The 22,128-nt window shown below is 62.5% G+C and carries 20 protein-coding genes, 1 tRNA gene and 1 pseudogene; 11 read left to right on the forward strand and 11 right to left on the reverse strand.

Going from position 1 to position 22,128, the window contains the following annotated elements; translation table 11 throughout:
* Positions 1-79: 79 nt before the first annotated feature.
* Entirely contained in the window at positions 80-556 is a 477-nt protein-coding gene (locus X773_RS57660; protein ID WP_023677481.1) for an Lrp/AsnC family transcriptional regulator, read from the forward strand.
* Between the two features lie 102 nt (positions 557-658).
* Positions 659-2,196 (forward strand): annotated as a pseudogene (bchE, locus tag X773_RS57665) (magnesium-protoporphyrin IX monomethyl ester anaerobic oxidative cyclase).
* Positions 2,197-2,215: 19 nt separating this feature from the next.
* Here the strand turns inward: bchE and argB are convergent.
* Together argB and X773_RS57675 are read right to left on the reverse strand one after the other, a co-directional pair.
* A complete protein-coding gene (gene argB / locus X773_RS57670) occupies positions 2,216-3,109 on the reverse strand; it encodes an acetylglutamate kinase (protein WP_023677482.1) in 894 nt (297 codons plus the stop codon).
* A gap of 96 nt (positions 3,110-3,205) precedes the next feature.
* A complete protein-coding gene (locus X773_RS57675) occupies positions 3,206-4,702 on the reverse strand; it encodes an amidase (RefSeq protein WP_023677483.1) in 1,497 nt (498 codons plus the stop codon).
* Positions 4,703-4,828: 126 nt separating this feature from the next.
* On the opposite strand from X773_RS57675, the gene X773_RS57680 reads away from it, so the two are divergent.
* The 4 genes from X773_RS57680 to msrB all read left to right on the forward strand — a co-directional run bounded on the left by X773_RS57680 (position 4,829) and on the right by msrB (position 7,506).
* Positions 4,829-5,368, forward strand: a complete 540-nt coding sequence (locus tag X773_RS57680) for a sigma-70 family RNA polymerase sigma factor (protein ID WP_023677484.1) — start codon at positions 4,829-4,831, stop codon at positions 5,366-5,368.
* Entirely contained in the window at positions 5,365-6,069 is a 705-nt protein-coding gene (locus tag X773_RS57685) for an anti-sigma factor (RefSeq protein WP_023677485.1), read from the forward strand. The genes X773_RS57680 and X773_RS57685 overlap by 4 nt, the downstream gene beginning before the upstream one ends.
* Before the next feature lie 204 nt (positions 6,070-6,273).
* Positions 6,274-6,831, forward strand: a complete 558-nt coding sequence (locus tag X773_RS57690) for a fasciclin domain-containing protein (RefSeq protein ID WP_023677486.1) — start codon at positions 6,274-6,276, stop codon at positions 6,829-6,831.
* Positions 6,832-7,005: 174 nt separating this feature from the next.
* Positions 7,006-7,506, forward strand: a complete 501-nt coding sequence (msrB, locus tag X773_RS57695) for a peptide-methionine (R)-S-oxide reductase MsrB (protein WP_023677487.1) — start codon at positions 7,006-7,008, stop codon at positions 7,504-7,506.
* Positions 7,507-7,632: 126 nt separating this feature from the next.
* Here msrB and X773_RS57700 read toward each other — a convergent pair whose 3' ends face one another.
* Positions 7,633-9,186 carry a DHA2 family efflux MFS transporter permease subunit gene (locus X773_RS57700; protein WP_245274730.1) on the reverse strand — a complete coding sequence of 518 codons (1,554 nt, stop codon included), beginning with the start codon at positions 9,184-9,186 and terminating at the stop codon, positions 7,633-7,635.
* Positions 9,187-9,254: 68 nt separating this feature from the next.
* Complete coding sequence (locus tag X773_RS57705; protein WP_023677489.1) at positions 9,255-10,433, reverse strand: HlyD family secretion protein; 1,179 nt, start codon at positions 10,431-10,433, stop codon at positions 9,255-9,257.
* Positions 10,434-10,576: 143 nt separating this feature from the next.
* Here X773_RS57705 and X773_RS57710 point away from each other — a divergent pair, with 143 nt between their 5' ends.
* Positions 10,577-11,326, forward strand: coding sequence for a TetR/AcrR family transcriptional regulator (locus X773_RS57710; protein ID WP_023677490.1), 750 nt, complete (start codon positions 10,577-10,579; stop codon positions 11,324-11,326).
* Between the two features lie 21 nt (positions 11,327-11,347).
* Here the strand turns inward: X773_RS57710 and yihA are convergent, their stop codons facing one another.
* The 5 genes from yihA to rpmH all read right to left on the reverse strand — a co-directional run bounded on the left by yihA (position 11,348) and on the right by rpmH (position 15,134).
* Positions 11,348-12,007: a ribosome biogenesis GTP-binding protein YihA/YsxC gene (gene yihA, locus X773_RS57715; protein WP_031211985.1), complete on the reverse strand. Its 660-nt coding sequence runs from the start codon at positions 12,005-12,007 to the stop codon at positions 11,348-11,350.
* The gene (locus X773_RS57720; protein ID WP_023677492.1) at positions 12,004-12,642 is read right to left on the reverse strand and encodes a CatB-related O-acetyltransferase; all 639 of its coding nucleotides are present in this window, start codon (positions 12,640-12,642) and stop codon (positions 12,004-12,006) included. The genes yihA and X773_RS57720 overlap by 4 nt, the downstream gene beginning before the upstream one ends.
* A gap of 143 nt (positions 12,643-12,785) precedes the next feature.
* On the reverse strand, positions 12,786-14,609 hold the full coding sequence (gene yidC / locus X773_RS57725; RefSeq protein ID WP_023677493.1) for a membrane protein insertase YidC: 1,824 nt from the start codon (positions 14,607-14,609) through the stop codon (positions 12,786-12,788).
* Between the two features lie 13 nt (positions 14,610-14,622).
* The gene (gene rnpA / locus X773_RS57730) at positions 14,623-14,976 is read right to left on the reverse strand and encodes a ribonuclease P protein component (protein WP_023677494.1); all 354 of its coding nucleotides are present in this window, start codon (positions 14,974-14,976) and stop codon (positions 14,623-14,625) included.
* Positions 14,977-14,999: 23 nt separating this feature from the next.
* Complete coding sequence (gene rpmH / locus X773_RS57735) at positions 15,000-15,134, reverse strand: 50S ribosomal protein L34 (protein WP_008833937.1); 135 nt, start codon at positions 15,132-15,134, stop codon at positions 15,000-15,002.
* A 334-nt stretch (positions 15,135-15,468) separates the two neighbouring features.
* On the opposite strand from rpmH, the gene X773_RS57740 reads away from it, so the two are divergent.
* The 3 genes from X773_RS57740 (at position 15,469) to X773_RS57750 (ending at position 18,311) form a co-directional block, all read left to right on the forward strand.
* Positions 15,469-16,956, forward strand: coding sequence for a HAMP domain-containing sensor histidine kinase (locus X773_RS57740; protein WP_023677495.1), 1,488 nt, complete (start codon positions 15,469-15,471; stop codon positions 16,954-16,956).
* A gap of 325 nt (positions 16,957-17,281) precedes the next feature.
* A tRNA-Arg gene (locus X773_RS57745) sits at positions 17,282-17,358 on the forward strand.
* Between the two features lie 638 nt (positions 17,359-17,996).
* Positions 17,997-18,311 (forward strand): antibiotic biosynthesis monooxygenase, encoded by a 315-nt coding sequence (locus X773_RS57750; protein ID WP_023677497.1) that lies wholly within the window; start codon positions 17,997-17,999, stop codon positions 18,309-18,311.
* A gap of 46 nt (positions 18,312-18,357) precedes the next feature.
* Here the strand turns inward: X773_RS57750 and X773_RS57755 are convergent, their stop codons facing one another.
* Together X773_RS57755 and X773_RS57760 are read right to left on the reverse strand one after the other, a co-directional pair.
* The gene (locus X773_RS57755; RefSeq protein ID WP_023677498.1) at positions 18,358-19,500 is read right to left on the reverse strand and encodes an alpha-hydroxy acid oxidase; all 1,143 of its coding nucleotides are present in this window, start codon (positions 19,498-19,500) and stop codon (positions 18,358-18,360) included.
* Positions 19,501-19,569: 69 nt separating this feature from the next.
* Positions 19,570-20,676: a LacI family DNA-binding transcriptional regulator gene (locus X773_RS57760; protein ID WP_031211986.1), complete on the reverse strand. Its 1,107-nt coding sequence runs from the start codon at positions 20,674-20,676 to the stop codon at positions 19,570-19,572.
* A gap of 454 nt (positions 20,677-21,130) precedes the next feature.
* Here X773_RS57760 and X773_RS57765 point away from each other — a divergent pair, with 454 nt between their 5' ends.
* Positions 21,131-22,093 carry a sugar-binding protein gene (locus X773_RS57765; protein WP_023677500.1) on the forward strand — a complete coding sequence of 321 codons (963 nt, stop codon included), beginning with the start codon at positions 21,131-21,133 and terminating at the stop codon, positions 22,091-22,093.
* Positions 22,094-22,128 lie beyond the last annotated feature (35 nt).

Raw genomic sequence — 22,128 nt, forward strand, 5'->3', positions numbered from 1 at the left:
AGGCAAATCAGCTTTGATGGTGGCTCAAATGCGGGGTTGGAGGTAAAAGACTCCACGGTCGAGCTTTGGGAGAGTGAAAATGCCTCAGTTTGATGAATTCGAGATCAAGATGCTCGACATCCTGCAACGCGACGGGCGCAAGCCGGTCTCCGAATTGGCGCAGGAGATTGGGCTGTCGACGACACCTTGCGCGCGGCGCTTCGAGGCCCTTCAGCAAGCGGGCATCATAAAGGGCTTTGCTGCGGTGCTCAGCCGCCGCGCCGTCGGGCTGATGGTCGAAGTGTTCATCCAGGTGCGCCTCGTAACCCACAGCGACGGCTCGCCCGAAACCTTTATCGCCGCCGTGCAACGCATGGACGAGGTGTCGTCGTGCTGGACGATGACTGGAGACTACGATTTCCTGCTGCATGTCATGGTGCCGTCGGTCGACGAGCTCAATGCCTTCGTCATGCACCGGCTGATGCGGCTCGAAGGCGTGCGCGACGTACACACGCAGCTTGTGCTGCAGAACATCAAGGGGCCTGGCCATGTCCCGCTTGCACATCTCAGACGATAGGCATTTCTGCGGAAAAGCTGCACACAAACTGCTGAAGCGAGCCAATCTCCAGAGCTAGATCGCCGACTACGACATGCGGACCGCCATTGCATAAGGCCCGCCATGAAAATCGTCTTGATCAACCCGCCGCATACCGCCATCGGCAGCCGTGTGCCGGACGACCATCTGCCGCCGCTCGGCTTGCTGGCACTGGGCGGTCCGCTGATCGACGCGGGACATCAACTACGGCTTGTGGACGCCGAATTCGGGCCGATGGCGCTTGCCACGCTGGTCCGGGACGCCTTGAGCGACCATCCCGACTGCATTCTGATCGGCCATTCCGGCTCGACCTCTGCACATCCGACAGCCCTGCTGATCGCCGGCATGGTCAAGGACATCGAGCCAGCGACAATCCTGATTTATGGCGGCGTGTTTCCGACCTATCACTGGCGCGACATACTGGCCGAAACGCATGCCTTCGACTTCATCGTGCGCGGCGAGGGCGAGGCGACAATCGTCGCGCTGGTCGAAGCGCTTGAGAAACGCAAGCCGCTGTCGGACGTGGCGGGGATCGCTTTTCCTGACGATTCGCGCCGTCCTTTTGCCACCCGGCCGGCAAGGACGACGCCAATTTCGACGATTACCGCATCGGCTGGGAACTGATCGACTTCAGCCGCTATAGCTATTGGGGAGACAAGCGTGCGGTGGTCATGCAGTTCTCGCGAGGCTGTCCGCATCTGTGCAACTATTGCGGCCAGCGCGGCTTCTGGACGCGCTGGCGGCACCGCGACCCCGGGAAGTTCGCGCGGGAGATTGCCTGGCTACACCGCGAGCATGGCGTCGAGCTGATCAACCTTGCCGACGAGAACCCGACGTCGTCCAAAAAAGCCTGGCGCGCCTTTCTCGATGCGATGATCGCCGAGAATGTGCCGGTGCTGATCGTCGGCTCCACCCGCGCCGACGACATCGTCCGCGACGCCGACAGCCTGCATCTCTATCGCCAGGCCGGCGTCATCCGCTGGCTGCTTGGCATGGAAAATACCGACGAGCAGACGCTTGCATTGATCCGCAAGGGCGGCAGCACCTCATCCGACCGCGAGGCGATACGGCTGCTGCGCCTCAATGGCATCTTGTCGATGGCGACCTGGGTGGCCGGTTTCGAGGACGAAAGTTTGCGCGACCTCTGGCGCGGCTTCCGCCAGCTGATCGCTTATGACCCCGACCAGATCCAGGCGCTCTATGTAACGCCGCACCGCTGGACGCCGTTCTTCAGGATTGCCAGGGACCGCAAGGTGATCCAACTGGACGCCCGCCTGTGGGACTACAAGCACCAGGTGCTGCGGATGACGCGCCTCAAGCCGTGGATGTTGTTCTTCGCCATCAAGCTGATCGAACTGGCCGTGCAGTCGCGGCCCAAGGCGCTGGCGCGCATCCTGTTCCACAAGGATCCGGAGCAACGGCATTCGATGCGCTGGTACACCAAAATGGGCCGCCGCGTCTGGTTCCGCGAAGTCTGGGGCTTTCTGGTCCGCGACCGCCGCCTGAAAAATGGCCCGACGCTCGCCGAATTCTGGGGCGCGCCGCAAGACGAGGAAGAGGAATCGATGGTTGTCGAACGCCTGTCGCGTCAGTCCGTGACCGCTATTTCGCCAAACGCCTGAGCCCCTCAGACACCCGGCCTCACGGCACGATCAGCGTGCCGGCGCCGTGTTCGGTGAACAGCTCGAGCAGCACCGCATGCGGCGTCTTGCCGTTGAGGATGACGACGCCTGCGACGCCGCGCTCGATTGCCTCGATGCAGGTCTCGACTTTGGGGATCATGCCGCCCGAGACAGTGCCGTCCTTGATCAGGGCCTTGGCCTCGGCCACGGTCAACTCGTCGATCAGCTTCTTGTCCTTGTCGAGCACGCCGGGCACGTCGGTAAGGAACAGCAGGCGCGTCGCCTGGCAGGCGCCGGCGATGGCGCCGGCAAAAGTGTCGGCGTTGATGTTGTAGGTATGGCCGTCGCGGCCGGGCGCCACCGGCGCCAGCACCGGGATCATTTCGGACCGCGCCAGGAGGTCGAGCAATGTGCGGTCGACCTCGACAGGCTCACCAACGAAGCCCAGGTCGAGCACCCGCTCGATGTTGGAATCCGGATCGATCATGGTCTTGCGCGCCTTTTCGGCAAACACCATGTTGCCGTCCTTGCCGCACAGCCCGATCGCCCACTCGCCCTCGGCATTGATCAGCGCGACGATCTCCTTGTTGATCGACCCGGCCAGCACCATCTCGACAATCTCGACGGTCTTCTGGTCGGTGACGCGCAAGCCGCCCTCGAATTTGGATTCGATGCCCATCTTGCTGAGCATGGCGCCGATCTGCGGCCCGCCGCCATGCACGACGATCGGGTTGACGCCGGATTGTTTCAAAAGTGCGATGTCGCGGGCGAAAGCCTTGCCGAGCGCGATGTCGCCCATCGCGTGGCCGCCATATTTCACCACGACCGTCTTGTTCTCGTAGCGCTGCATATAGGGCAGCGCCCTTGAAAGCAGCGCGGCCTGCATTTCGGCGGTGGCGGCGACATCCGTCATCGGCGTGGTTCCCAGCTTGGCATGAACGGCGGCGTCTTAGCGAGAATTGGACGAGGGGGCAAACGGCTTTGCTGTCACGATCGATCAAATCACCGCCTATGCCGGCCGCTGCAGCGGCGCCCGTCGGCCCAGCCAGCCCGAGATCCTTTCCATCTGCGCGGCGAACGACAAAAGCGTTTCCTCGTCGCCGGGGCGGCCGGCGGCCTGGACGCCGAGCGGCAGGCCGGCATCGGTGACGTAAACCGGAAGCGTGATCGACGGTTGCCCGCTGACGTTCTGGATCGCCGGCCAGTGGGTGAACCACAGGCTCTTGTCCATCAGCTGGCCGAATAGCGGCTTGAACTTCAGCAGGCCGGCGAGGCGCAGTCTGTCCAGAACATTCTCGATGAATTCGTCGGCGCCTTTCGGGTCCATGGTGCCGCAGGCGAGCGGCGGGTGCGCGATGACAGGCATCAGCACTGCATCATAGTGCGCGGTTTCGGTGATAAGCCGGCGCGAGGTTGCGTGCAGCCGCTGCAGGCCGGCATAGATTTCGCCGGCCGAGAGAATTTCACCGAACCGGCTCATCACGCGCGTGGCGCGTTCGATGTCGCCTGAGATGGAGCGGCCGACGCGCAAGGCCTCGCCACGCATCGTGCCGGCCACCGCCGCAGCGACGGTTCTGGCGAAATCGGCGATGAAATCGCGATCGATATAGGGCAGGTCGATCTCCTCGACGCTGTGTCCGCCTTCGCGCGCCAGCCCGATCGCCGCATCCAGAGCTTTCAACGTCTCTTCCGATATCGGCAGGCCGAGCGGCGATTTTCGATAGAAGGCGAGCTTGAGCTTGCCCGGATCGCGCCCGGCGGCCGCAGTGAAACTGCCGTTCGGCGAGGGTGCCGCGTAGGGCGACAGCGGGTCGGGCCCGTGGGTCAGGTCGAGCAGCAGGGCCGTATCGCGCACCGAGCGGGCCAGCGCATGGTCGACGACGAAGCCGTACCAGCTTTCGGTGACGAGCGGCGTCAAGGGTACGCGGCCGCGCGAGGTTTTCAGCCCGATCAGCCCGGTACAAGCCGCAGGCACCCTGATCGAGCCGCCGCCATCCGAGGCATGTGCCACCGGCACGACGCCGGCCGCGACCAGCGCAGCCGCACCGCCTGAGGAACCGCCGGTCGTATGCGCGGTGTCCCATGGGTTGCGGGTGATGCCGAAAGCCGCCGATTCGGTCACCAGCCTCAGCCCGTGTTCGGGTGCGGTGCTGGTGGCGATCGGAATCAGGCCGGCGGCCAGATAGCGCTCCGTCATCACCGAGCTGAAATCGGGGGTGAAGGCCGGGATGCGGCTGCCGCCATGCGTCGGCACGCCCTTCATAGCGATGCCAAGATCCTTCAGCGCAAAGGGCACTCCGGCAAACGGCAGCTTGCGATCGACGGTTTTCGCCCGCGCCCGCGCCGCCTCATAGAGCGGTTCGGCGATGGCGTTGATCTCCGGGTGGGTGGCCTCGGCCCGGGCGATCGCCGCATCGACGAGATCTTGCGGTGTAATGTCTCCCTTGTGCACGAGTGCGACCTGGCCGGTTGCGTCATGCTCCCACAGAACCCGCTCGATCGACATGGTCGCCCTCCCGCTCATTGCAAGCTAGCGGGCGGCGATTTCATTGGCAATCGACGCTGGCGCTGCCGGTGCGCAAGACCATTTCAGTCGTTGCAAATACATTGCAATCGCCTAATTTGGCGGCGGATGACGCCGCAGGACATCAGCAACCTGATTGTCCGGACTTCGATGAAGGACCGGGCTGCGTTCGATCTGCTCTACCGGCAGACCAGCGCGAAACTTTTCGGCGTCTGCCTTCGTGTATTGAAGGATCGGGGAGATGCAGAAGAGGCGCTTCAAGAGGTCTTCGTCAAGATATGGACGAAGGCGGACCGTTTCGCCGTTTCGGATCTGAGCCCGATCTCTTGGCTGGTGGCCATTGCGCGCAATCATGCGATCGATCGGATCAGGGCGCGGCGAGAGCCTGCCGCCTATATCGATGCCGCGCTCGACGTGGCCGATCCGGCGCCGGGGCCGGAGGCCATGGCCGTGGCGGGCGGTGAGTCCGAACGCATCTACCATTGTCTCAAGGAATTGGAGAAGGACCGGGCGGCGGCCGTCCGGGGCGCCTATCTGGATGGCAAAAGCTATGCCGAACTGGCGGAGCGCTATGGCGTACCGCTGAACACGATGCGGACCTGGCTGCGCCGCAGCCTGTTGAAACTGAGAGAATGCCTGGAAAGATGACGCTGGCTGACGACAATGGACCGGAACGTGGGGGCGACGACCTGTTCGCCGCCGAATACGTTCTTGGCGTTCTGGCCGCCGATGAACGCGAGATCGCGTCGCGCCGCATCGATGCGGACGCCGCCTTCGCGCGCCTTGTCGATGCCTGGGAGGCGCATCTTTCGCCGATGGCCGCCGCCTATCCGGAGACAGAGCCTCCGATCAGGGTCAAGGAAGCATTGGACCGCCGGCTGTTCGCTGCAGAGCCGCGCGCCGGCCTGTGGTCGAGCCTTGGCTTCTGGCGCGGTCTTGCCGCCGCCGCCATTGCGGCACTGGCGATCTACATCGCCGTGCCTTACTTCCGCCCGTCCACCGAACCGCCGCAGGCGCGGCTTGTCGCCTCGCTGGCGGCCGAAGGCAGCGACGTCAAATATCTCGTCGTCTACGATGCCGCCCGTCACGAGGTCGGTCTTTCCCACGTTTCCGGCGAGCGGGCCGCCGGCAAGGACTTCGAGCTGTGGATGATCGAAGGCAAGAAGGCGCCGGTGTCGATGGGCGTCATCCCGGCCGGTGCGACCGCGCATTTGGCCATCCCGCCCGCCGTCCAGGAGAAATTGGCGAAAGGCGCCGTGCTTGCGGTCAGCGTTGAGCCTGCCGGCGGTTCACCGACCGGCCAGCCGACTGGACCGGTGGTCGCAGCGGGCGATCTGAAGAGCATCTGACCGCTTCTCATCTCCGGAAGCAGACCTGAAATCTATCTCCCGCGATTGAAACGCCTGCAAAGCTTGTTGGCGGCTGTCGATCCGCGCCGGGCAAATTGCAGCGACAAATATTTTTTTGCGGAGAGGACGAAACTCCAGCATTTCTATCGCGTATCTCCTTGCGTTCCCAAATGAGGGGAACGATAACCCGAGGAGATTGAAATCATGCGTAAATTCGCCACCCTTTTGCTTGCCGGCACGGTCGCCATATCCGCGCTCGCCACCATTGCCTATGCTCAAAATCCGATGGTCGGCGGCGCCGCCATGTATGCCCAGAAAAACATCGTCGAAAATGCTGTCAACTCGAAGGACCACACGACGCTGGTCGCTGCCGTCAAGGCAGGCGGCCTGGTCGATACGCTGCAAAGCGCTGGCCCCTTCACTGTGTTCGCGCCGACCAACGAGGCCTTTGCGGCACTTCCAGCCGGCACGGTGGAGACGCTGCTCAGGCCTGAAAACAAGGACAAGCTCGTCAAGATCCTGACTTGCCATGTCATCGGCGCCAAAGCGATGGCCGCCGACGTCGCCAAGATGGTCAAGAACGACGGCGGCACCCACAAGGTCAAGACGGTCGGTGGTTGCGAACTGTCGCTCAAGGCCGACGGCGGCAAGGTCACCGTGACCGACGAGAACGGCAACGTCGCCAATGTGACCATCGCCGATGTCGAGCAGTCCAACGGCGTCATCCACGTCGTCGACAAGGTTCTCCTGCCGAAGATGTAACAAACGCACGCTGCCGGCGAAGATATCACTAAGGGCCTCCCTGCGCACACTCCGCGCCGTTCACGCAAGATGTGGATAGGCGCGGAGTCCCGCTTTGAGGACAGCGATCGTCACCGGCTTTTGATTTCCGTGTGGCGGTCGAATTTGGCACAAGCAATGACAGGAGGAATGGCCATGAACCGTCGCGAGCTTCTTTTGAGTGGTGCGGCAGCCATTGGCGTTGTCGCAGGCGCCACCGCGCTGCGCATGGGCGGAGCCCAGGATGCACGCGCGGCTGAGACTTTCGAGGTTACCAAGACCGAAGCCGAGTGGCGCGCCATCCTGTCCGACGCGGCCTTCAATGTGCTGCGCAAGGAGGGCACGGAATACCCGGGCACCAGTCCGCTGCTCAACGAGCACCGCAAAGGCATCTTCGCTTGCGCCGGCTGCGGCCTGCCGGTCTATTCGTCAGAGACCAAGTTCGATTCCGGCACTGGCTGGCCGAGCTTCTGGCAGGAAATCCCGAATTCCGTCGGCAAGACCGTGGACAGGTCTTTGGGCATGACCCGCACGGAGGTCCATTGTCGCCGCTGCGGCGGCCATCTCGGCCACGTATTCGACGACGGTCCGCCGCCGACCGGGTTGCGACACTGCATCAATGGCGTTGCCTTGACCTTCAAGCCGGCGACGGCGTGAGGACGGCTGCGACCCTGACTTTGTCGGAGCGCGAGAGGACTTCGTAATGGTTGATTTTGCGCATGACCCCGAAAATCGCTTTTCGGGGTCATGCGCGAGGGCGCTAGGCGGGGGATCCAGCGCGCCTCAATGGCCTCCGCCACCGCCGCCCTGAGCGGCTGGCTTGCGGATCACCAGGGTGAAGAGCCCAAGCGTCGCGAACAAAACCGTCAGCATGAAGAATACGTCCATGAACGACAGCAGCGACGCCTGCTGCTGGACCATGCCTGACAGTTTGGAGATGGCCGCCTTGGAGGCGTCGAGCCCGGCGGTCTGCTCGAAGTTGAGCGTCATGTTCTGCAGCTTCTGCTGCGCAGCGGCACTTCCCCATTGCACGTGCTCGGAGAGCCTGGCGTAGTGGAAGGCATTGCGGTCGATCAGCACGGTGTTGATGACTGCCAGGCCGACGGCGCCGCCGAGATTGCGGGTCAGGTTGAACAGGCCAGACGCATTCTTCAGCCGCTCCGGCGGCAAGGTTCCGAGCGCAATGTTGTTGATCGGCACCATGCAAAGCATCATAGAGCAGCCGCGCAGGATCTGCGGGATCAGCAGTTCATAGAAATCCCAGTCGGCGGTGAGATGCGTCATCCACCAGGTCCCCGTGGCGAAGCCGAAGAAGCCGATCATCATCATGATGCGCGGGTCCATCTTGTTCGACAGGATGCCGGAGATCGGCGCAGTGAAGAACATGGCCAGGCCGCTGACGAACAGCGCCTCGCCGATCATCATCGAATCGTAGCCGCGGATCCGCCCCAGGAACACCGGATAAAGATAGGTCAGACCGTAGAGGCCGATGCCGACGACGAAGGAGAACAGCGAGCCGAAGGCAAAATTGATATTGCTGAAAGCCCTCAGATCGACAATCGGCTCCTCGGCGGTGAACACGCGCCAGAAGAACAGCACCGCGCCGAAGGTCATGATGACGGCGCAGATGAACACCGCCTGATCCTGCAGCCAGTCGTTGTTGGGACCTTCCTCCAGCACATATTCCATGCAGCCGAGGAAGGCGGCCATGCCGGCAAGCCCCCACCAGTCGAACTTGCTGAACAGCTTGAGATTGGGTTTGTCGAAGTCGATCAGCGACCAGGCGGCCGTCGTCACCAGAATGCCGGGCACGACGTTGACCAGGAACAGCCAGTGCCAGGACATGGCATGGCTGATATAGCCGCCGACGGTCGGGCCGATGGTTGGCGCCAGCGTCGCTACCAGGCCGATCATCGGCGAGACGATGGCGCGACGCGACGGCGGGAAGATGGTGAAGGCGGCTGCAAAGACGCTCGGGATCATGCCGCCCCCGATGAAGCCCTGCACGGCGCGGTAGACGATCATCTGGTCGATATTGGTTGCGGTCGCCGCCAGCGCGCTGGCCGCGGTGAAACCTGCCGCCGAGATTGTGAACAGCACCCGCGTCGACAGCATCCGGCTGAGGAAGCCCGACAGCGGGATCATCACCACCTCGGCAATCAGATACGCCGTCTGCACCCAAGGAATCTCGTCCGAACTGGCGCTCAGGCCCGCCTGGATCTCGGCCAGCGAGGCCGAGACGATCTGGATGTCCAGGATGGCCATGAACATGCCGAACACCATTGCCAGGAAGGCGATGACGCGGCGTGTCGAGATGTGGTCAACCGGCACCGGCATGGCTGGCGTCGGCGCCGATCCTGCAGTTAGGGTTGCGGTCGCCATGACCCTTTGCTCCCGGTTCCGCTTTACTTCGATGCCGAAGGCGCCGTGCGGCTGTCGACGGCGACGACGACGCTCAGGCCGGCGCGCAGCTTGCCCGTCTTCAGCACATCCGCGGGCACGTCGATGCGAACCGGAACGCGCTGCACCACCTTGGTGAAATTGCCTGTGGCGTTCTCCGGCGGCAGCAGCGAGAACACTGCTCCCGAAGCCGGGGCCAGCGACGACACGGTACCCTCGATGTCCTGACCGTCGATCGCGTCGACCGACACTCTGACCTTTTCACCAGGCACCAGCCGGGCAAGCTGGGTCTCCTTGAAGTTGGCGACGATGTAGAGCTTGTCCATTGGCACGATGACGGCGAGCTTCTGTCCGGGGCTGATCAGGTCGCCCTGCTCGACCGAGCGGTTGCCGACCACGCCGTCATAGGGTGCGCGCAGCACGGTGAAGGACAGATCCCGCACCGCCTTGTCGTGGGCAAGCTGCAGCGAGGCCAGCGTGCTTGCCGATTCCGCCCGCTGCGCCTGAAGCACGCCGATATTGGCCTGAGCCGCCGCGATCTGCGCGTCGGCGCCGGCTAGTGCGGCATTGGCTTGCTCGACCGCCGTCTGGGCATCGTCCAACTGGGCCTGGGTACCGACGCGGGTCTTGAGCAACTGGGCGGCACGAACCTGAGCTCGCTTCGCATTATCGGCCGCGGCCTGGTCGGCGGTCTTCTGCGCCTGCGCCTGCTTGAGCGAGGCGCGCGCCGCCTCGGTCTGGGCATCGATGCGGTCGAGCGTCTTGCTCAACGTGGCGATCTGCGCCTCGGCCTGGGCAACGGCTATCTTGTAGTCGCCGTCATCGACGATCAGCAGCGGGTCGCCGGCCTTCACCTGCTGGTTCTCGGTCACTTTGACCTGATCGACATAACCCGAGATTTTTGGCGAGATGAACGCCGTGTCGGCCTGGACATAGGCATCGTCGGTCGTGATCATGAAGCGCCCGTCGGTCCAGTAATCATAGCCATACCAGGCGCCGGCGCCCAGCAGGGCCAGGCCGATGATGGGCAGCAACATCGAGCGCATCGACCGCTTCTTCTTGGCGGGAGCCAGCGGGGTGACGTCGGCGGGCTTGAGAGGGGTTTCCGGCGCTTCGATCGCAGGCTGGACCTTGGCACTGGGGAAGGGGCGGACTTCGGCACTGGTGGGCGCGTTCGAGGACATGATATCTCTCTAAATTAACTGGCGCTGAATTTCGTCAGACTGAACCGTTCGGTTCGATCTCGATATTGACTTAGCGCTTAAAGAGGCCCATATCAAGAGCAATCGAACCGGATGGTTCGAATTATTTTACGAGGTGTGACATTATGGCCGAAGCCCCCAAGGCCGCTCCTTTGCCTGATTCAGGCCCATTGCCCAGCGCCGGCAAGGACCAGTGCGATCTGCTGGACAGTCTGCCGCGCGGCCGCCCGGCCGCGGGGCAAGACCCGGTCAAGCGCAGCCAGATCATCGAGGGTGCGCGCCGTGTCTTCATCGATAAGGGCTTCGAAGCCGCGTCGATGAACGACATTACGCGCGAGGCCGGCGTGTCCAAGGGCACCATCTATGTCTACTTCGCCAACAAGGAAGAGCTGTTCGAAGCGCTGATCGAGGAAGAGCGCGGCACGATTTTCAAGAACATGTACGAAGTGCTCGACCAGATTGGCGACCTTCGCCAGACGCTGGTGAAGTTCGGCATCGTGCTGTCCATGAAGATCACTTCGGCGAGGGTCATCCTAGCGCAGCGGACGGTGATCGGCGCGTCGGAACGCATCCCGGAGCTTGGTGCCCGGTTCTACGAACGCGGCCCGAAGCGTGGCCATGACAGGGTCGTCGTTTTCCTCAACATGGCTATCGAACGCGGCCTGCTGAAGATCGACGACGTCGAGCTTGCCGCCTATCAGTTCACCGAGCTGTGCCTGGCCGGTCTTTTCCGCCAGTGCATTTTCGCCTATCGCACCAAGGCGCCAAGTGCGGCCGAGATCGAACACATCGTCAGGTCGGGCGTCGATGTGTTCCTGAAGGCCTACGGCACCGAACAGCTTGCAGAGCAGGAACGGGTCTCCAGCCCCGCCTGACAGGCTGCCAGGGTCGGTGGCCTATCCGCCATTGGCGGCGAGCACGATCGCCGCACGCAATCCCTCGAGGCCCTCGCTCTTTTCCGACGACGTGGCGAGCACGAAGGGAAATGCCGCCGGGCGTTTCTTGATCTTCTGGAGCGTTTCCTCGATCAGCCGCGGTACCCCCGCCGCCTTGATCTTGTCGGTCTTGGTCAGCACGATCTGATACGACACCGCCGCCTTGTCGAGCAGCGACAGCACCTCGTCGTCCTTGGCCTTGATGCCATGGCGGGCATCGATCAGCACGTAGACGCGCTTCAGCGTCACCCGGCCCTTGAGATAGTCGAACACGAGCTTCGTCCACTCGTCGACCTTTTCCTTCGGTGCCGTGGCGTAGCCATAGCCTGGCATGTCGACCAGCGCCATCGGCGGCAGATCGGCGCCTTCTCCCGAAAATCCGCCAGGCACGAAATAGTTGAGCTCTTGTGTGCGGCCCGGCGTGTTGGAGGTGCGCGCCAGCCCCTTTTGGTTGACCAGCGCGTTGATCAGCGACGATTTGCCGACATTGGAGCGGCCGGCAAAGGCGATCTCGGGTGGACCCTCCGGCGGCAGGAATTTCATCGCCGGCACGCCGCGGATGAAGATCCAGGCTCGCGTGAACAATTCGATGCCGATCGTGGTCTTGTTCAACGCGTTCAAACCGCTGCCTCCAGAAGAAAAATGTTGCTGCCACGAATGGCATCGAGATTGCGGCTGATCTTTTCCACCGGCCAGTGCCACCACGCTAGCGCCAGCAGCCGCCGGATGGTCCTGTCGTCGAAGCGCATCTTCACCACCTTGGCCGGATTACCGGCGACAATCGCATAGGCTGGCACATCGTGCGTCACCACCGACTTTGCCGCGACGATAGCGCCGTCGCCGATTTTCACGCCCGGCAGCATCACCGCTTCCATGCCGATCCAGACGTCGTTGCCGACGATTGTGTCGCCACGCACCTCCTTCGACCATGTCGCCGGGTCGAAGCCTTCCTCCCACCCGTGACCAAAGATGTTGAACGGATAGGTCGAAAAGCCGGACATGGCGTGATTGGCGCCGTTCATGATGAAGCGCGCGCCTTCGGCAATGGCGCAGAACTTGCCGATGATCAGCCTGTCGCCGATGAACGGATAATGATGCAGCACGCATTTTTCGGCGAATTTGTCGGGTCCGTCAGGGTCGTCATAATAGGTGAAGTCGCCGATCTCGATATTCGGCGCCGTCACCAGCGGCTTCAGAAAGCCGACGCGCGTGTGCAACGGGATCGGATGCTTGATCGATGGATTGGGTCCGGTCATATCGAGCTCCGTCGGCAACTGCCAGCCAGGTCAAAATAGCGCGATCCGTCCGGCAGTACCAATCGCTTAATCCAGGCGGGCAGCTTGTGCAAAAAGCCCCGGACGAGCCGGGGCTTTCTGGTTTCGCACTATCGGAGCGCCGGCTATTCCGCCGGCGACGGTTTCTTGCGGAACAGCGCGACCAGATTGTCCCACAATTCGATCTTGGCGCCTTGCCGCTTCATGATCACGCCCTGCTGCAGGATCGACAGCGTGTTGTTCCAGGCCCAGTAGATGACGAGGCCGGCCGGAAAACCCGCCATCATGAAGGTGAAGATCACGGGCATCCACGTGAAGATCGCCGCCTGCGTCGGGTCCGGCGGCGTCGGGTTCATGCGCATCTGCAGGAACATCGTCACGCCCATGATCAGCGGCCAGACGCCGATCATCAGCATGTGCGGCAAGGTAACGGGGATCAGCCCGAACAGGTTGAAAATCGATGTCGGGTCCGGCGCCGCCAGATCCTGGATCCAGCCGAAGAACGGCGCGTGCCGCATCTCGATGGTGATGTAGAGCACCTTGTAGAGCGAGAAGAACACCGGGATCTGCAATGCCACCGGCCAGCAGCCGGCGAGCGGATTGATCTTCTCGGTCTTGTAGAGCTCCATCATCGCCTGCTGCTGCTTCATCTTGTCGTCCGCGTATTTCTCGCGGATCTCGAGCATCTTGGGCTGCACCTTCTTCATGTTAGCCATCGACGCATAGGACTTGTTGGCGAGCGGGAAGAACAGCGCCTTGATGATGACGGTGGTGGCGAGGATCGCCAGACCGAAATTGCCGAAGAATTTGTAAAGCGTGTCGATCAGCCAGAACATCGGCTTGGTGATGAAATAGAACCAGCCCCAGTCGATCAGAAGGTCGAACTGGCGGATATGACGGTCCTTTTCATAGGCGTTGATCGTCGAAACTTCCTTGGCGCCGGCGAATATCTCCGATTCCACGGTCGTCGATTGCCCGGGAGCGATCGTGACCGGATCGGACAGGAAATCGGACTGGTAGCTGTGCGGGTGGGGCCCGCTCTTGAACTCGAAATAAGAGAATTTGGGCTGAAATTCGCGGCCGGCAGGCGGCACCAGGGTCACCGCCCAATATTTATCGGTGATGCCTAGCCAGCCGTCGGTCGACTTGCCTGGCTTGTATTCCTTGTCCGATTCGACCTTGGAGTATTTGTACTCTTGCAGGCCTTCGCTGCCGGTAACACCGATCAGGCCTTCGTGCAGCACATAAGTGCTGGCGATAGCCGGCTTGTCGAAACGGGTAACGCGGCCATAGTTCGACAACGTCGCGGGTGCCGAGCCCCCATTCTGGACCGTGTCGGACACGGTGAACATATATTGGCTGTCGACAGAGAAGGTGCGCTTGAAGGTCAGGCCCTTGTCGTTGGTGAAGGTGAGCGTCACTGGCGTCGCCGGCGTCAGCGTCGCATTGCCGTCGGTCTGCCAGACCGTGTCGGGGCCGGGCAGCCTGCCCACATCCGGCGTGCCGGAAAAGCCGATCTCGGCGAAATAGCCGTTCGGCAGGGACGCCGGGTTGAGCAACGCGATCTCGGGCGAAGTCTTGTCGACCGTCTCCCTGTAATGCTTGAGCCGGAGGTCGTCGAGGCGCGCACCGGTGAGGTTGATCGAGCCTTCGAGGCTCGGCGTGTCGATCTTGACGCGGCTGGTCGAGGCAATCGCCTGGTCGCGGCCGGCGGGCGTCACAGCGTCGCCGCCAGGCGCGCTCGGAATGGCGCCGGGCTGCACCGGTGTTTCGGTGGCGCCCGGGCTGGTGCCTTGGGCGGCCTTCTTCTGCTCCGCCACGCGCTGCTCTTCGATGCGGGCGGCTTCGCGCTGCATCTCGCTGCGCGGCATCACATAGAAATATTGCCAAAGCGCCAGGATCAGCACCGACAGTGCGATGGTGATGAAGAAGTTGCGGTTGTTTTCCATCGAAGCCCTTGGCCTATCGTGTTCCACGCAATCTGCGGGAGAGTTCGGCCTTCAACTGGCCGAACGGAGTCGTAAGCACGTCTTCGCGCCCGACGATGACATAATCATTGCCGGGCACCATGTCATCCGCGGCATGCGTGCGCACGGCCTCTCTCAGCCGCCGCCGGATGCGGTTGCGAACGACGGCGTTGCCGACCTTCCTGGTGACCGTATAGCCGACGCGCGGCGCCTCGCTGTCGCCGCGGCCCAGGACCTCGACGAGGAAAAGCCGCCCGCGGCGCTTTTCGCCACGGCGGACGGCCAGGAATTCCGCGCGCTTCAGAAGCCGCTTGGGATGGGGACCCGTTGGCTTGCCGGTTGCGGGCAACGATCTTGTCTCTCGCTTGGTGCTCAGGCGCTGAGACGCTTGCGGCCGCGGTTGCGGCGGGCTGCGACGACGCCGCGGCCACCTTTGGTGGCCATGCGGGCGCGGAAACCGTGCCTGCGTTTGCGAACGAGTTTGGACGGCTGGTAAGTACGCTTCATTTGTTTAAATACCGCGGGGTGCGGCCCTTCTTGATTCTGTCACTTTGTAACAGGAGCTTTGCCGGGCCGGTTTTGGCGCGATCGAAACCGCGCCGGGACGAATGGCCCGAGCGTGAGCGGGCTTATAGAAAGAAGGGTTTTGGAAGTCAATCCAGCGTGTCGGGCCGGCATTGTCGGACCGGCATCGAAGTCTTGCGGCCCTTTGTCCGGCTTCGACCAAGGATGAATTTGGCAAAAAAGCCGCAATCGCCTAATCTCACCCGATCAAGCGATCGTGAAGACGAGCAGTCCCTAAGACAAGCAGCCGTGATGACAGGCAGCCGTGACGACGAGCATGAGTGAAGTCCCAGCAACCGACGAAAGCATCGCCCAGGCGAAGGCGGCCACCCGCAGGGTGCCGCTGGCGCGCGGCCTGTCGACCAAGTTGCTGCTGCTCACCATCGTCTTCGTGCTCTTGGCCGAAATCCTCATCTTCGTGCCCTGGATCGCCAGCTACAGGCTGAGTTGGCTGAAGGAGAGGCTGAGCACCGCCGCCGCGGTTTCCATCGTCCTGGTGCAGGGCGAACCTGCCTCGCTGTCGCGTGCCGCCCAGAACGACGTACTGATGGCGATCGGCGCCAAGGCGATCGCCGTGCGCGACGGCGGCGTCTCGCGGCTTCTGGTCGTGGCCGAAATGCCGCCGCAGGTCGACGAGCATATCGATATCGCCAATGTCGGCATGATCAAGGGTATGACCGGCGCGCTGGACACGCTGTTTTTCGGCGGCAAGCGGATGCTGCGCGTTTTCGGGCCGGTCGGCGACAGCGACAAAGAATTCGAGCTGATCATGCCCGACCACCGCCTGCGCAATGCCATGCTGATCTATTCGCGCAACGTCGCCTTCGTCTCGCTGCTGATCTCGCTGTTCACCGCCATGCTGGTCTACGCCGCGATAGACCTGATCATGATCGGCCCGATCAGGACGATGACACGCTCGATGCTGTCCTTTTCCGAGGCGCCCGACGATCCCGGTCGCATCATTCACCCCGCCGCCCGGGCCGACGAGATCGGCGTCGCCGAACGCGAGCTGTCGCAGATGCAGGAGCGGCTGCAGAAGATGCTGACCGAGCAGAAGCACCTGGCCGATCTCGGCCTGGCCGTGTCGAAGATCAACCACGACATGCGCAACATCCTCGCCTCGGCGCAACTGATGTCGGACCGCCTGCGCCAGGTCAAGGACCCGACCGTGCAGGCCTTCGCACCAAAACTGCTGCGCGCGCTCGACCGTGCGGTGTCCTACTCGGAGGGCGTGCTGGCCTATGGCCGCACCCAGGAGCCGCCGCCGTCGCGCCGCAGGCTGCGGCTGCGCCAGCTGGTCGAGGACGTCCAGGGCCTGCTCGACATCGAATGCGGCATCGAATTCGTCAACGCCGTCGATCCGGTGCTTGAGGTCGACGCCGATTCCGACCAGCTGTTCCGCGTGCTCACCAATCTTAGCCGCAACGCCGTGCAGGCGATGGCGGCCGACACCGAGAGCGCCGTGGTGCGCCGCTTGACCATATCGGCCGAGCGCATCGGCAGCGTCAGCCGCATCGTCGTCACCGACACCGGCCCCGGCCTGCCGCCAAAGGCGAGAGAAAACCTGTTCGCGGCATTTCGCGGCTCGGCCCGCAGCGGCGGCACCGGCCTTGGCCTGGCGATCGCCCATGAATTGATCCGCGCCCATGGCGGCACGGTGGAGCTGGTCGAAAGCATCGGCGGCCGCACCACATTCGCGGTCACCATTCCCGACCAGCCGGTCCGGCTCGACCAAGCCCGCAACGGTCTGCGCCGCCCGGCGTAACGAACCGTTTGTTTACGGACCGTTTCAATTCGCAAATGGTTGGTCCGAGACTACGAGCCATCGGCTCGGCCGCCGTGCAACGGCGTGTTTCGTTACGGGCCGTTCCGATTGGCAAATGACTGATCCAAGACGACGACCTATCGGCTCGGCCGCCGCGTGACGCGATCTTGCCTTCGCCGGCCGGCGCATGACGGCAAAACATGACGGCAAAACTTTTGGCCAGGATCGGCTTGCTTTTCGCAAATTCAGTCGCTAGGGAACAGCTCACATTCGCGGCCGGTCGCCAGGATCGGATCGCGGGGCTATGCAAAGCATGGCCTGTTGCGCGCCCGTAGCTCAGCTGGATAGAGCACCAGACTACGAATCTGGGGGTCAGGAGTTCGAATCTCTTCGGGCGCGCCATTAAACTCATGCCTACCCCGGGAACATAGGTAACAGAATCTACCACCGGTGGCCTGAAAGTCGCGAGGGCTGAGCGCCATCCATGCCAAAAAGGAGATCGTCAGCTAATGCTGCTCAGTCGGCCTGCTTAATCTCCAGGCCCGGTTCAGTCGGCGGGCCTGGCGTGCAATCCTGGCCAGTGCATTCCTGCACGGGATCTTTCGCCGGCGGGAGACAATTTTGGCCTTCACAATGAACGGGCGGCTGCGTTGTTGCGGCTTTATTGTTCTGCGGCACAGGCCGATCCTCAGCGCGAACGGCCGGCATTCCAAGTTCGATCATGGCCGTGCACAAGAGCGCAATCCGAAGCAAATTCATTTTCGCCTCCGCAACTGACAGCGAGACGCAGATTATACCTTCGAACTGCGGCCAACATCCTGTCACCCGCGAACGGCGTTAACAGCGCGTTTCATTGCCGGTCGGAAGGGCGTACCGATTGCGATCGAGCGTCGTCCTCTTCCTGGCAAAATAGCGCCAGAAACGGGGCTTTCGGCCAGAGGTGACTGAAGCCAACCTTCCGATTTTCCTGTACACCTGTTCGAAGGGTTCGAGGTGCGTTAGGGCCTCGCATATTCGAGTTCTTTCACGGGGGAACGTACATGACGGCATTCAACAGCGTCCGCTTCCGGGTCAAGCCGGGTAGTGAAGATGAATTCATCGAACTGTTCAGCAGCGCTGCGCGCAATTTCGAGGGATTGCGAAAAATGGCTCTCATCAAATCGGGAGATGGCGCCTTCTTCTCGATTGGAGAGTGGGACACTTTTCAGCACATGGTCGCTGCCAGGCCCAAAATGCTGGGCAATCTTGATCGGTTCCGGCATACGTTGCAGCAGCTTGAGGGCGGATATACGGATGCTGTTTCCGGCGAGGCTGTCTTCGAAACGGACGGCAGGAGCAGCGGCAGGTCGGTATAGTTTCGCACTTCGAAAAGCTTATGCTCTGCGCCACTTCCCGGCTCTATTACCTAAACCGCACATTCCCCCTGGAAAGCTCTGCCACCGACCTGCATCCCATCAGCCGCATGTCGCGTTCGATCTCGGTTCGCATCAGGCCGAGCGCCCGTTCGACGCCGGCCTGTCCGGCGGCTGCCAGCGGGAAGAGATAGTAGCGCCCGACGCCGACGGCCTTGGCGCCCAACGACAGGGCCTTCAGCACATGCGTGCCGCGCTGGACGCCGCTGTCGATGATCACGTCTATCTTGTTGCCCACTGCGTCGACGATCTCCGACAACTGGTCGAAGGGGCTGCGCGAGCCGTCCAGCTGCCTGCCGCCATGATTTGACAGAACGATACCGGTGCAGCCGATGTCGACGGCTTTTCTGGCATCGGCGACGCTCATGATCCCCTTCAGGCAAAACTGGCCGTTCCAGAAGCGGACCATGTCTTCGACGTCCTTCCAATCCAGCGACGGCTCGAGGATCTCGGTGAAATAGCGGCTGATGGAAAGCGCTCCGCCGCCGAGATCGATATGGCCGTCCAACTGCGGCAGGCTGAACTTTTCGTGCGTCAAATAGTCGATAGCCCATCTCGGCTTGATCGCGAACTGCATCATGCCGCCGAGCGTAAGCCGAAAGGGGATGGAAAAGCCGGTCCGCAGGTCACGCTCGCGGTTTCCGCCGGTGACGCTGTCGACCGTCAGCATCATCACGTCGACGCCGGACGTCTTGGCGCGCTCCATCATGGCGCGGTTCAGGCCGCGATCCCTGTGGAAATAGAACTGATAGACCTGCGGCGTCCTGTGCTTGCGGACTTCCTCCAGGCTGACCGTGCCGAGCGACGAGACGCCGAACATCGTGCCGAACTTCTCCGCCGCCGCGGCGACGGCGCGCTCGCCGCTATGGTGAAACAGTCGCTGGAGAGCCGTCGGCGAACAATAGACCGGCATCGCCAGCTTCTGGCCCATGACGGTGACCGACATGTCGACCTGTCCGACGCCGGCAAGGACGTTGGGGACGAGATCGCAGTCCTCGAACGCCGCCGTGTTGCGCCGCAGCGTCGTCTCGTCGTCCGCGCCGCCATCGATATAATCGAAGATCGGACCTGGCAGGCGCTGTTTTGCCAGCCGGCGGAAGTCCTGAAAATTGTAGCAGCTTTGCAATCTCATGAAATCAATCGGGTATATGCCGGGCCCGATGTCAAGCCTGTGCCATTGTCGATCGCCGGCGCTCTCGCCTCAGCCCGCCAGAGCGCCAACCGACTCCCGCTCCACCAGCGGGCATTCGAGCTTGGTGATGGGATAGCGGCCACGACCGGGAGCAGCGGGGACTTCGAGCTGCTCGATCGCCCATTGTCCCATCGCCATATGCGGCAGGATCGACGTCGTCAGCGGCGGGAACAGATGCCGCGCGATCTCCTCGTCGTCATAACCGATCACCGAAATATCCCGGGGGATGTGCAGGCCGGCCTCCTTTAGCGCCTCGTAGCAGCCGATCGCGGTGCGGTCGTTCTGGCAGAAGATCGCGGTCGGCCGGTCCTTCAGCGCCAAGAGCTTGACGGTCGCGGCATAGCCGGCGCTCGCCGACCAATCGCCTTCGACGACCAGCGCCGGGTCGAACGGAATGTCGGCCGTCGCCAGCGCCCGGCGGTAGCCCTTCAGCCGGTCCTGCGCCGCTTGCATCCAGGGCTCGCCGGTGACGGTGGCGATGCGCCGGTGGCCATGGCCGATCAAGTGGCGGGTGGAGCTCTGGCCGCCGGCGATCTCGCTCGGCACCACGGCGGGGAAGGCATAGTCGGCGGTGTAGCAGTTGAGCAGGATGACCGGAATGTCGAGGCCGTAGAGATAGTCCGGCGCGACGATCTCGCGGGTGAAAATGGTCATGTAGATCAGCGCCGAAATGCCCCGCTTGGTCAGTGCCGCGATGGCCCGGGGCTCCATCACCTCGTCGCCCATGGTTTGCGCCACCAGCAGCACATTGCCGGCGTTCCACGAGGCTTGCCGCGCCCCTTCAATGGCGACGACCGCCTCCGGGCTGGTCGCCAACTGGTCGACGGCAAAGCCGATCACGCCATCCAGCCCGTCGAATGCGGCAACTGGGGCCCGCAAGGCAGAAAACACGGGCGGCGAATAGCCCAGCGTTCGTGCGGTCTCAATCACTCGCTCTCGGGTTTGCTGCGACAGCCTGATGCCTGGCGTGTTGTTGAGGACGAACGAGACCGTCGCCTGCGAACAGCCGGCGGCCCTGGCGATGTCGGTCATGGTGACGCGGCCCTTGGGGTTTTTCCCGGACGGCTTGCGCCGCCTGGTACCCTCAAGGATGGGATCGCGCAGTGGTTCGTTCATGTCATTCGTCCCTCAAATCTCGCATTTATAACGCGAAGCGCTACTAATAGATATAAGCGCCCTCTCAGGTGATTTAGTCGCCAATCCAAAACGGTTGTGACTGGGGAGGCCTCTCTCGTTTGTGGCGAGTATCCCGATCAACTAATACTCTTTACTAATATCTGGCATCCCTATAACGTCAATCCATCATGCCCGGACGACATCGGACCGCGCGTGTTCGGAACGCGAGCCAGCCTGGTGTCGGACGGTTCCCGTCAGCCGGAGCTCGCCTGCCGTTTCGAGGAAATGTCAGACAAATCGGACTATTTACGAACGACGAATGAGTCTCTAAAGTCGACGATCGCGGCTGGAATGGCGTCGTTCTTCGCTGCCGAAACCCTGAGGAGGAGGGCGTCCAAGCCGCGCCGGCACGTTCATCATCAGCGAAATTACTGAGTCAAATGGGAGGTTGAATATGAAATCTGCGATACGAAATGCGTCCGTCGCCGCTGCGGCCCTGCTGCTCGGCCTGTCCGTCAGCGCAATTGCGCGGGCCGACGACAAGCCGACACTGGCCTTCGTCGTCAACGGCGCTTCCGATTTCTGGAAGGCTGCCGAAGCCGGCGTCAAGAAGGCTCAAGGCGAACTGCCCAATTACAATCTCGAACTCAAATATCCGGAGCAGTCCTCGGTCGCCATCCAGCAGCGCCTGATGGACGATCTGGTGACGGCCGGTGTGAAGGCGATCATGGTCTCGGCCGTCGATCCCAAGACGTCGACCGACGGGCTGAACAAGATCGCCTCGGAAACGGCGTTGTTCACCACTGACAGCGACGCACCGCAGACCAAGCGTGTCGCCTATATCGGCTCTTCCAATGTCGATGCCGGCAAGCAGGCGGCAGAGATCGCCAAGAAGGCAATGCCCGACGGCGGCAAGTGCCTCGGCTTCGTTGGCCTGCTCGGCGCCGACAATGCCAAGGAACGCATCCAGGGCATGAAGGACGGCCTCGCCGGCACCAAGATCGAATTGGTCGACGTGCGTGGCGACGACATCGACCAGGCCCGCGCCAAGAAGAACGTCGAGGACGCGCTGGTCGCCAGCCCCGACGTCACCTGCATGGTCGGCTTCTACTCCTACAACACGCCGCGCATCTATGAAGCGCTGCGCGATGCCGGCAAGCTCGGCCAGATCACCGTCGTCGGCTTCGACGACGATCCGATCACGCTGGGCGGCGTCAAGGAAGGTACCGTCGCCGCCACCGTCGTGCAGCAACCCTTCGAATGGGCCTATCAGGGCATGAAGCTGATGGCTGCCTATCTCGAGGGCGACAAGTCGGGCGTTCCCGCCGATGGCCTGATCATCGTGCCGACCAAGATCATCGGCAAGGACGATGTCGACGCCTACGCCGCCAACCTCAAGGCGATGTCGGGAAATTGAGCGAATAAGTTGCGCCGGCTCAAGGGTTCGCCCTG

The organism is Mesorhizobium sp. LSJC280B00 (genome assembly GCF_000502835.1).
GTDB lineage: Bacteria > Pseudomonadota > Alphaproteobacteria > Rhizobiales > Rhizobiaceae > Mesorhizobium.

Excerpts from the sequence above, each read along its gene's own strand:
- X773_RS57660 (WP_023677481.1), top strand. The coding sequence starts at position 80 with ATGCCTCAGTTTGATGAATTCGAGATCAAGATGCTCGACATCCTGCAA.
- argB (WP_023677482.1), bottom strand. The coding sequence starts at position 3,109 with ATGACGGATGTCGCCGCCACCGCCGAAATGCAGGCCGCGCTGCTTTCA.
- X773_RS57675 (WP_023677483.1), bottom strand. The coding sequence starts at position 4,702 with ATGTCGATCGAGCGGGTTCTGTGGGAGCATGACGCAACCGGCCAGGTC.
- X773_RS57680 (WP_023677484.1), top strand. The coding sequence starts at position 4,829 with ATGACGCCGCAGGACATCAGCAACCTGATTGTCCGGACTTCGATGAAG.
- X773_RS57685 (WP_023677485.1), top strand. The coding sequence starts at position 5,365 with ATGACGCTGGCTGACGACAATGGACCGGAACGTGGGGGCGACGACCTG.
- X773_RS57690 (WP_023677486.1), top strand. The coding sequence starts at position 6,274 with ATGCGTAAATTCGCCACCCTTTTGCTTGCCGGCACGGTCGCCATATCC.
- msrB (WP_023677487.1), top strand. The coding sequence starts at position 7,006 with ATGAACCGTCGCGAGCTTCTTTTGAGTGGTGCGGCAGCCATTGGCGTT.
- X773_RS57700 (WP_245274730.1), bottom strand. The coding sequence starts at position 9,186 with ATGCCGGTGCCGGTTGACCACATCTCGACACGCCGCGTCATCGCCTTC.
- X773_RS57705 (WP_023677489.1), bottom strand. The coding sequence starts at position 10,433 with ATGTCCTCGAACGCGCCCACCAGTGCCGAAGTCCGCCCCTTCCCCAGT.
- X773_RS57710 (WP_023677490.1), top strand. The coding sequence starts at position 10,577 with ATGGCCGAAGCCCCCAAGGCCGCTCCTTTGCCTGATTCAGGCCCATTG.
- X773_RS57720 (WP_023677492.1), bottom strand. The coding sequence starts at position 12,642 with ATGACCGGACCCAATCCATCGATCAAGCATCCGATCCCGTTGCACACG.
- yidC (WP_023677493.1), bottom strand. The coding sequence starts at position 14,609 with ATGGAAAACAACCGCAACTTCTTCATCACCATCGCACTGTCGGTGCTG.
- rpmH (WP_008833937.1), bottom strand. The coding sequence starts at position 15,134 with ATGAAGCGTACTTACCAGCCGTCCAAACTCGTTCGCAAACGCAGGCAC.
- X773_RS57740 (WP_023677495.1), top strand. The coding sequence starts at position 15,469 with ATGAGTGAAGTCCCAGCAACCGACGAAAGCATCGCCCAGGCGAAGGCG.
- X773_RS57750 (WP_023677497.1), top strand. The coding sequence starts at position 17,997 with ATGACGGCATTCAACAGCGTCCGCTTCCGGGTCAAGCCGGGTAGTGAA.
- X773_RS57755 (WP_023677498.1), bottom strand. The coding sequence starts at position 19,500 with ATGAGATTGCAAAGCTGCTACAATTTTCAGGACTTCCGCCGGCTGGCA.
- X773_RS57760 (WP_031211986.1), bottom strand. The coding sequence starts at position 20,676 with ATGAACGAACCACTGCGCGATCCCATCCTTGAGGGTACCAGGCGGCGC.
- X773_RS57765 (WP_023677500.1), top strand. The coding sequence starts at position 21,131 with ATGAAATCTGCGATACGAAATGCGTCCGTCGCCGCTGCGGCCCTGCTG.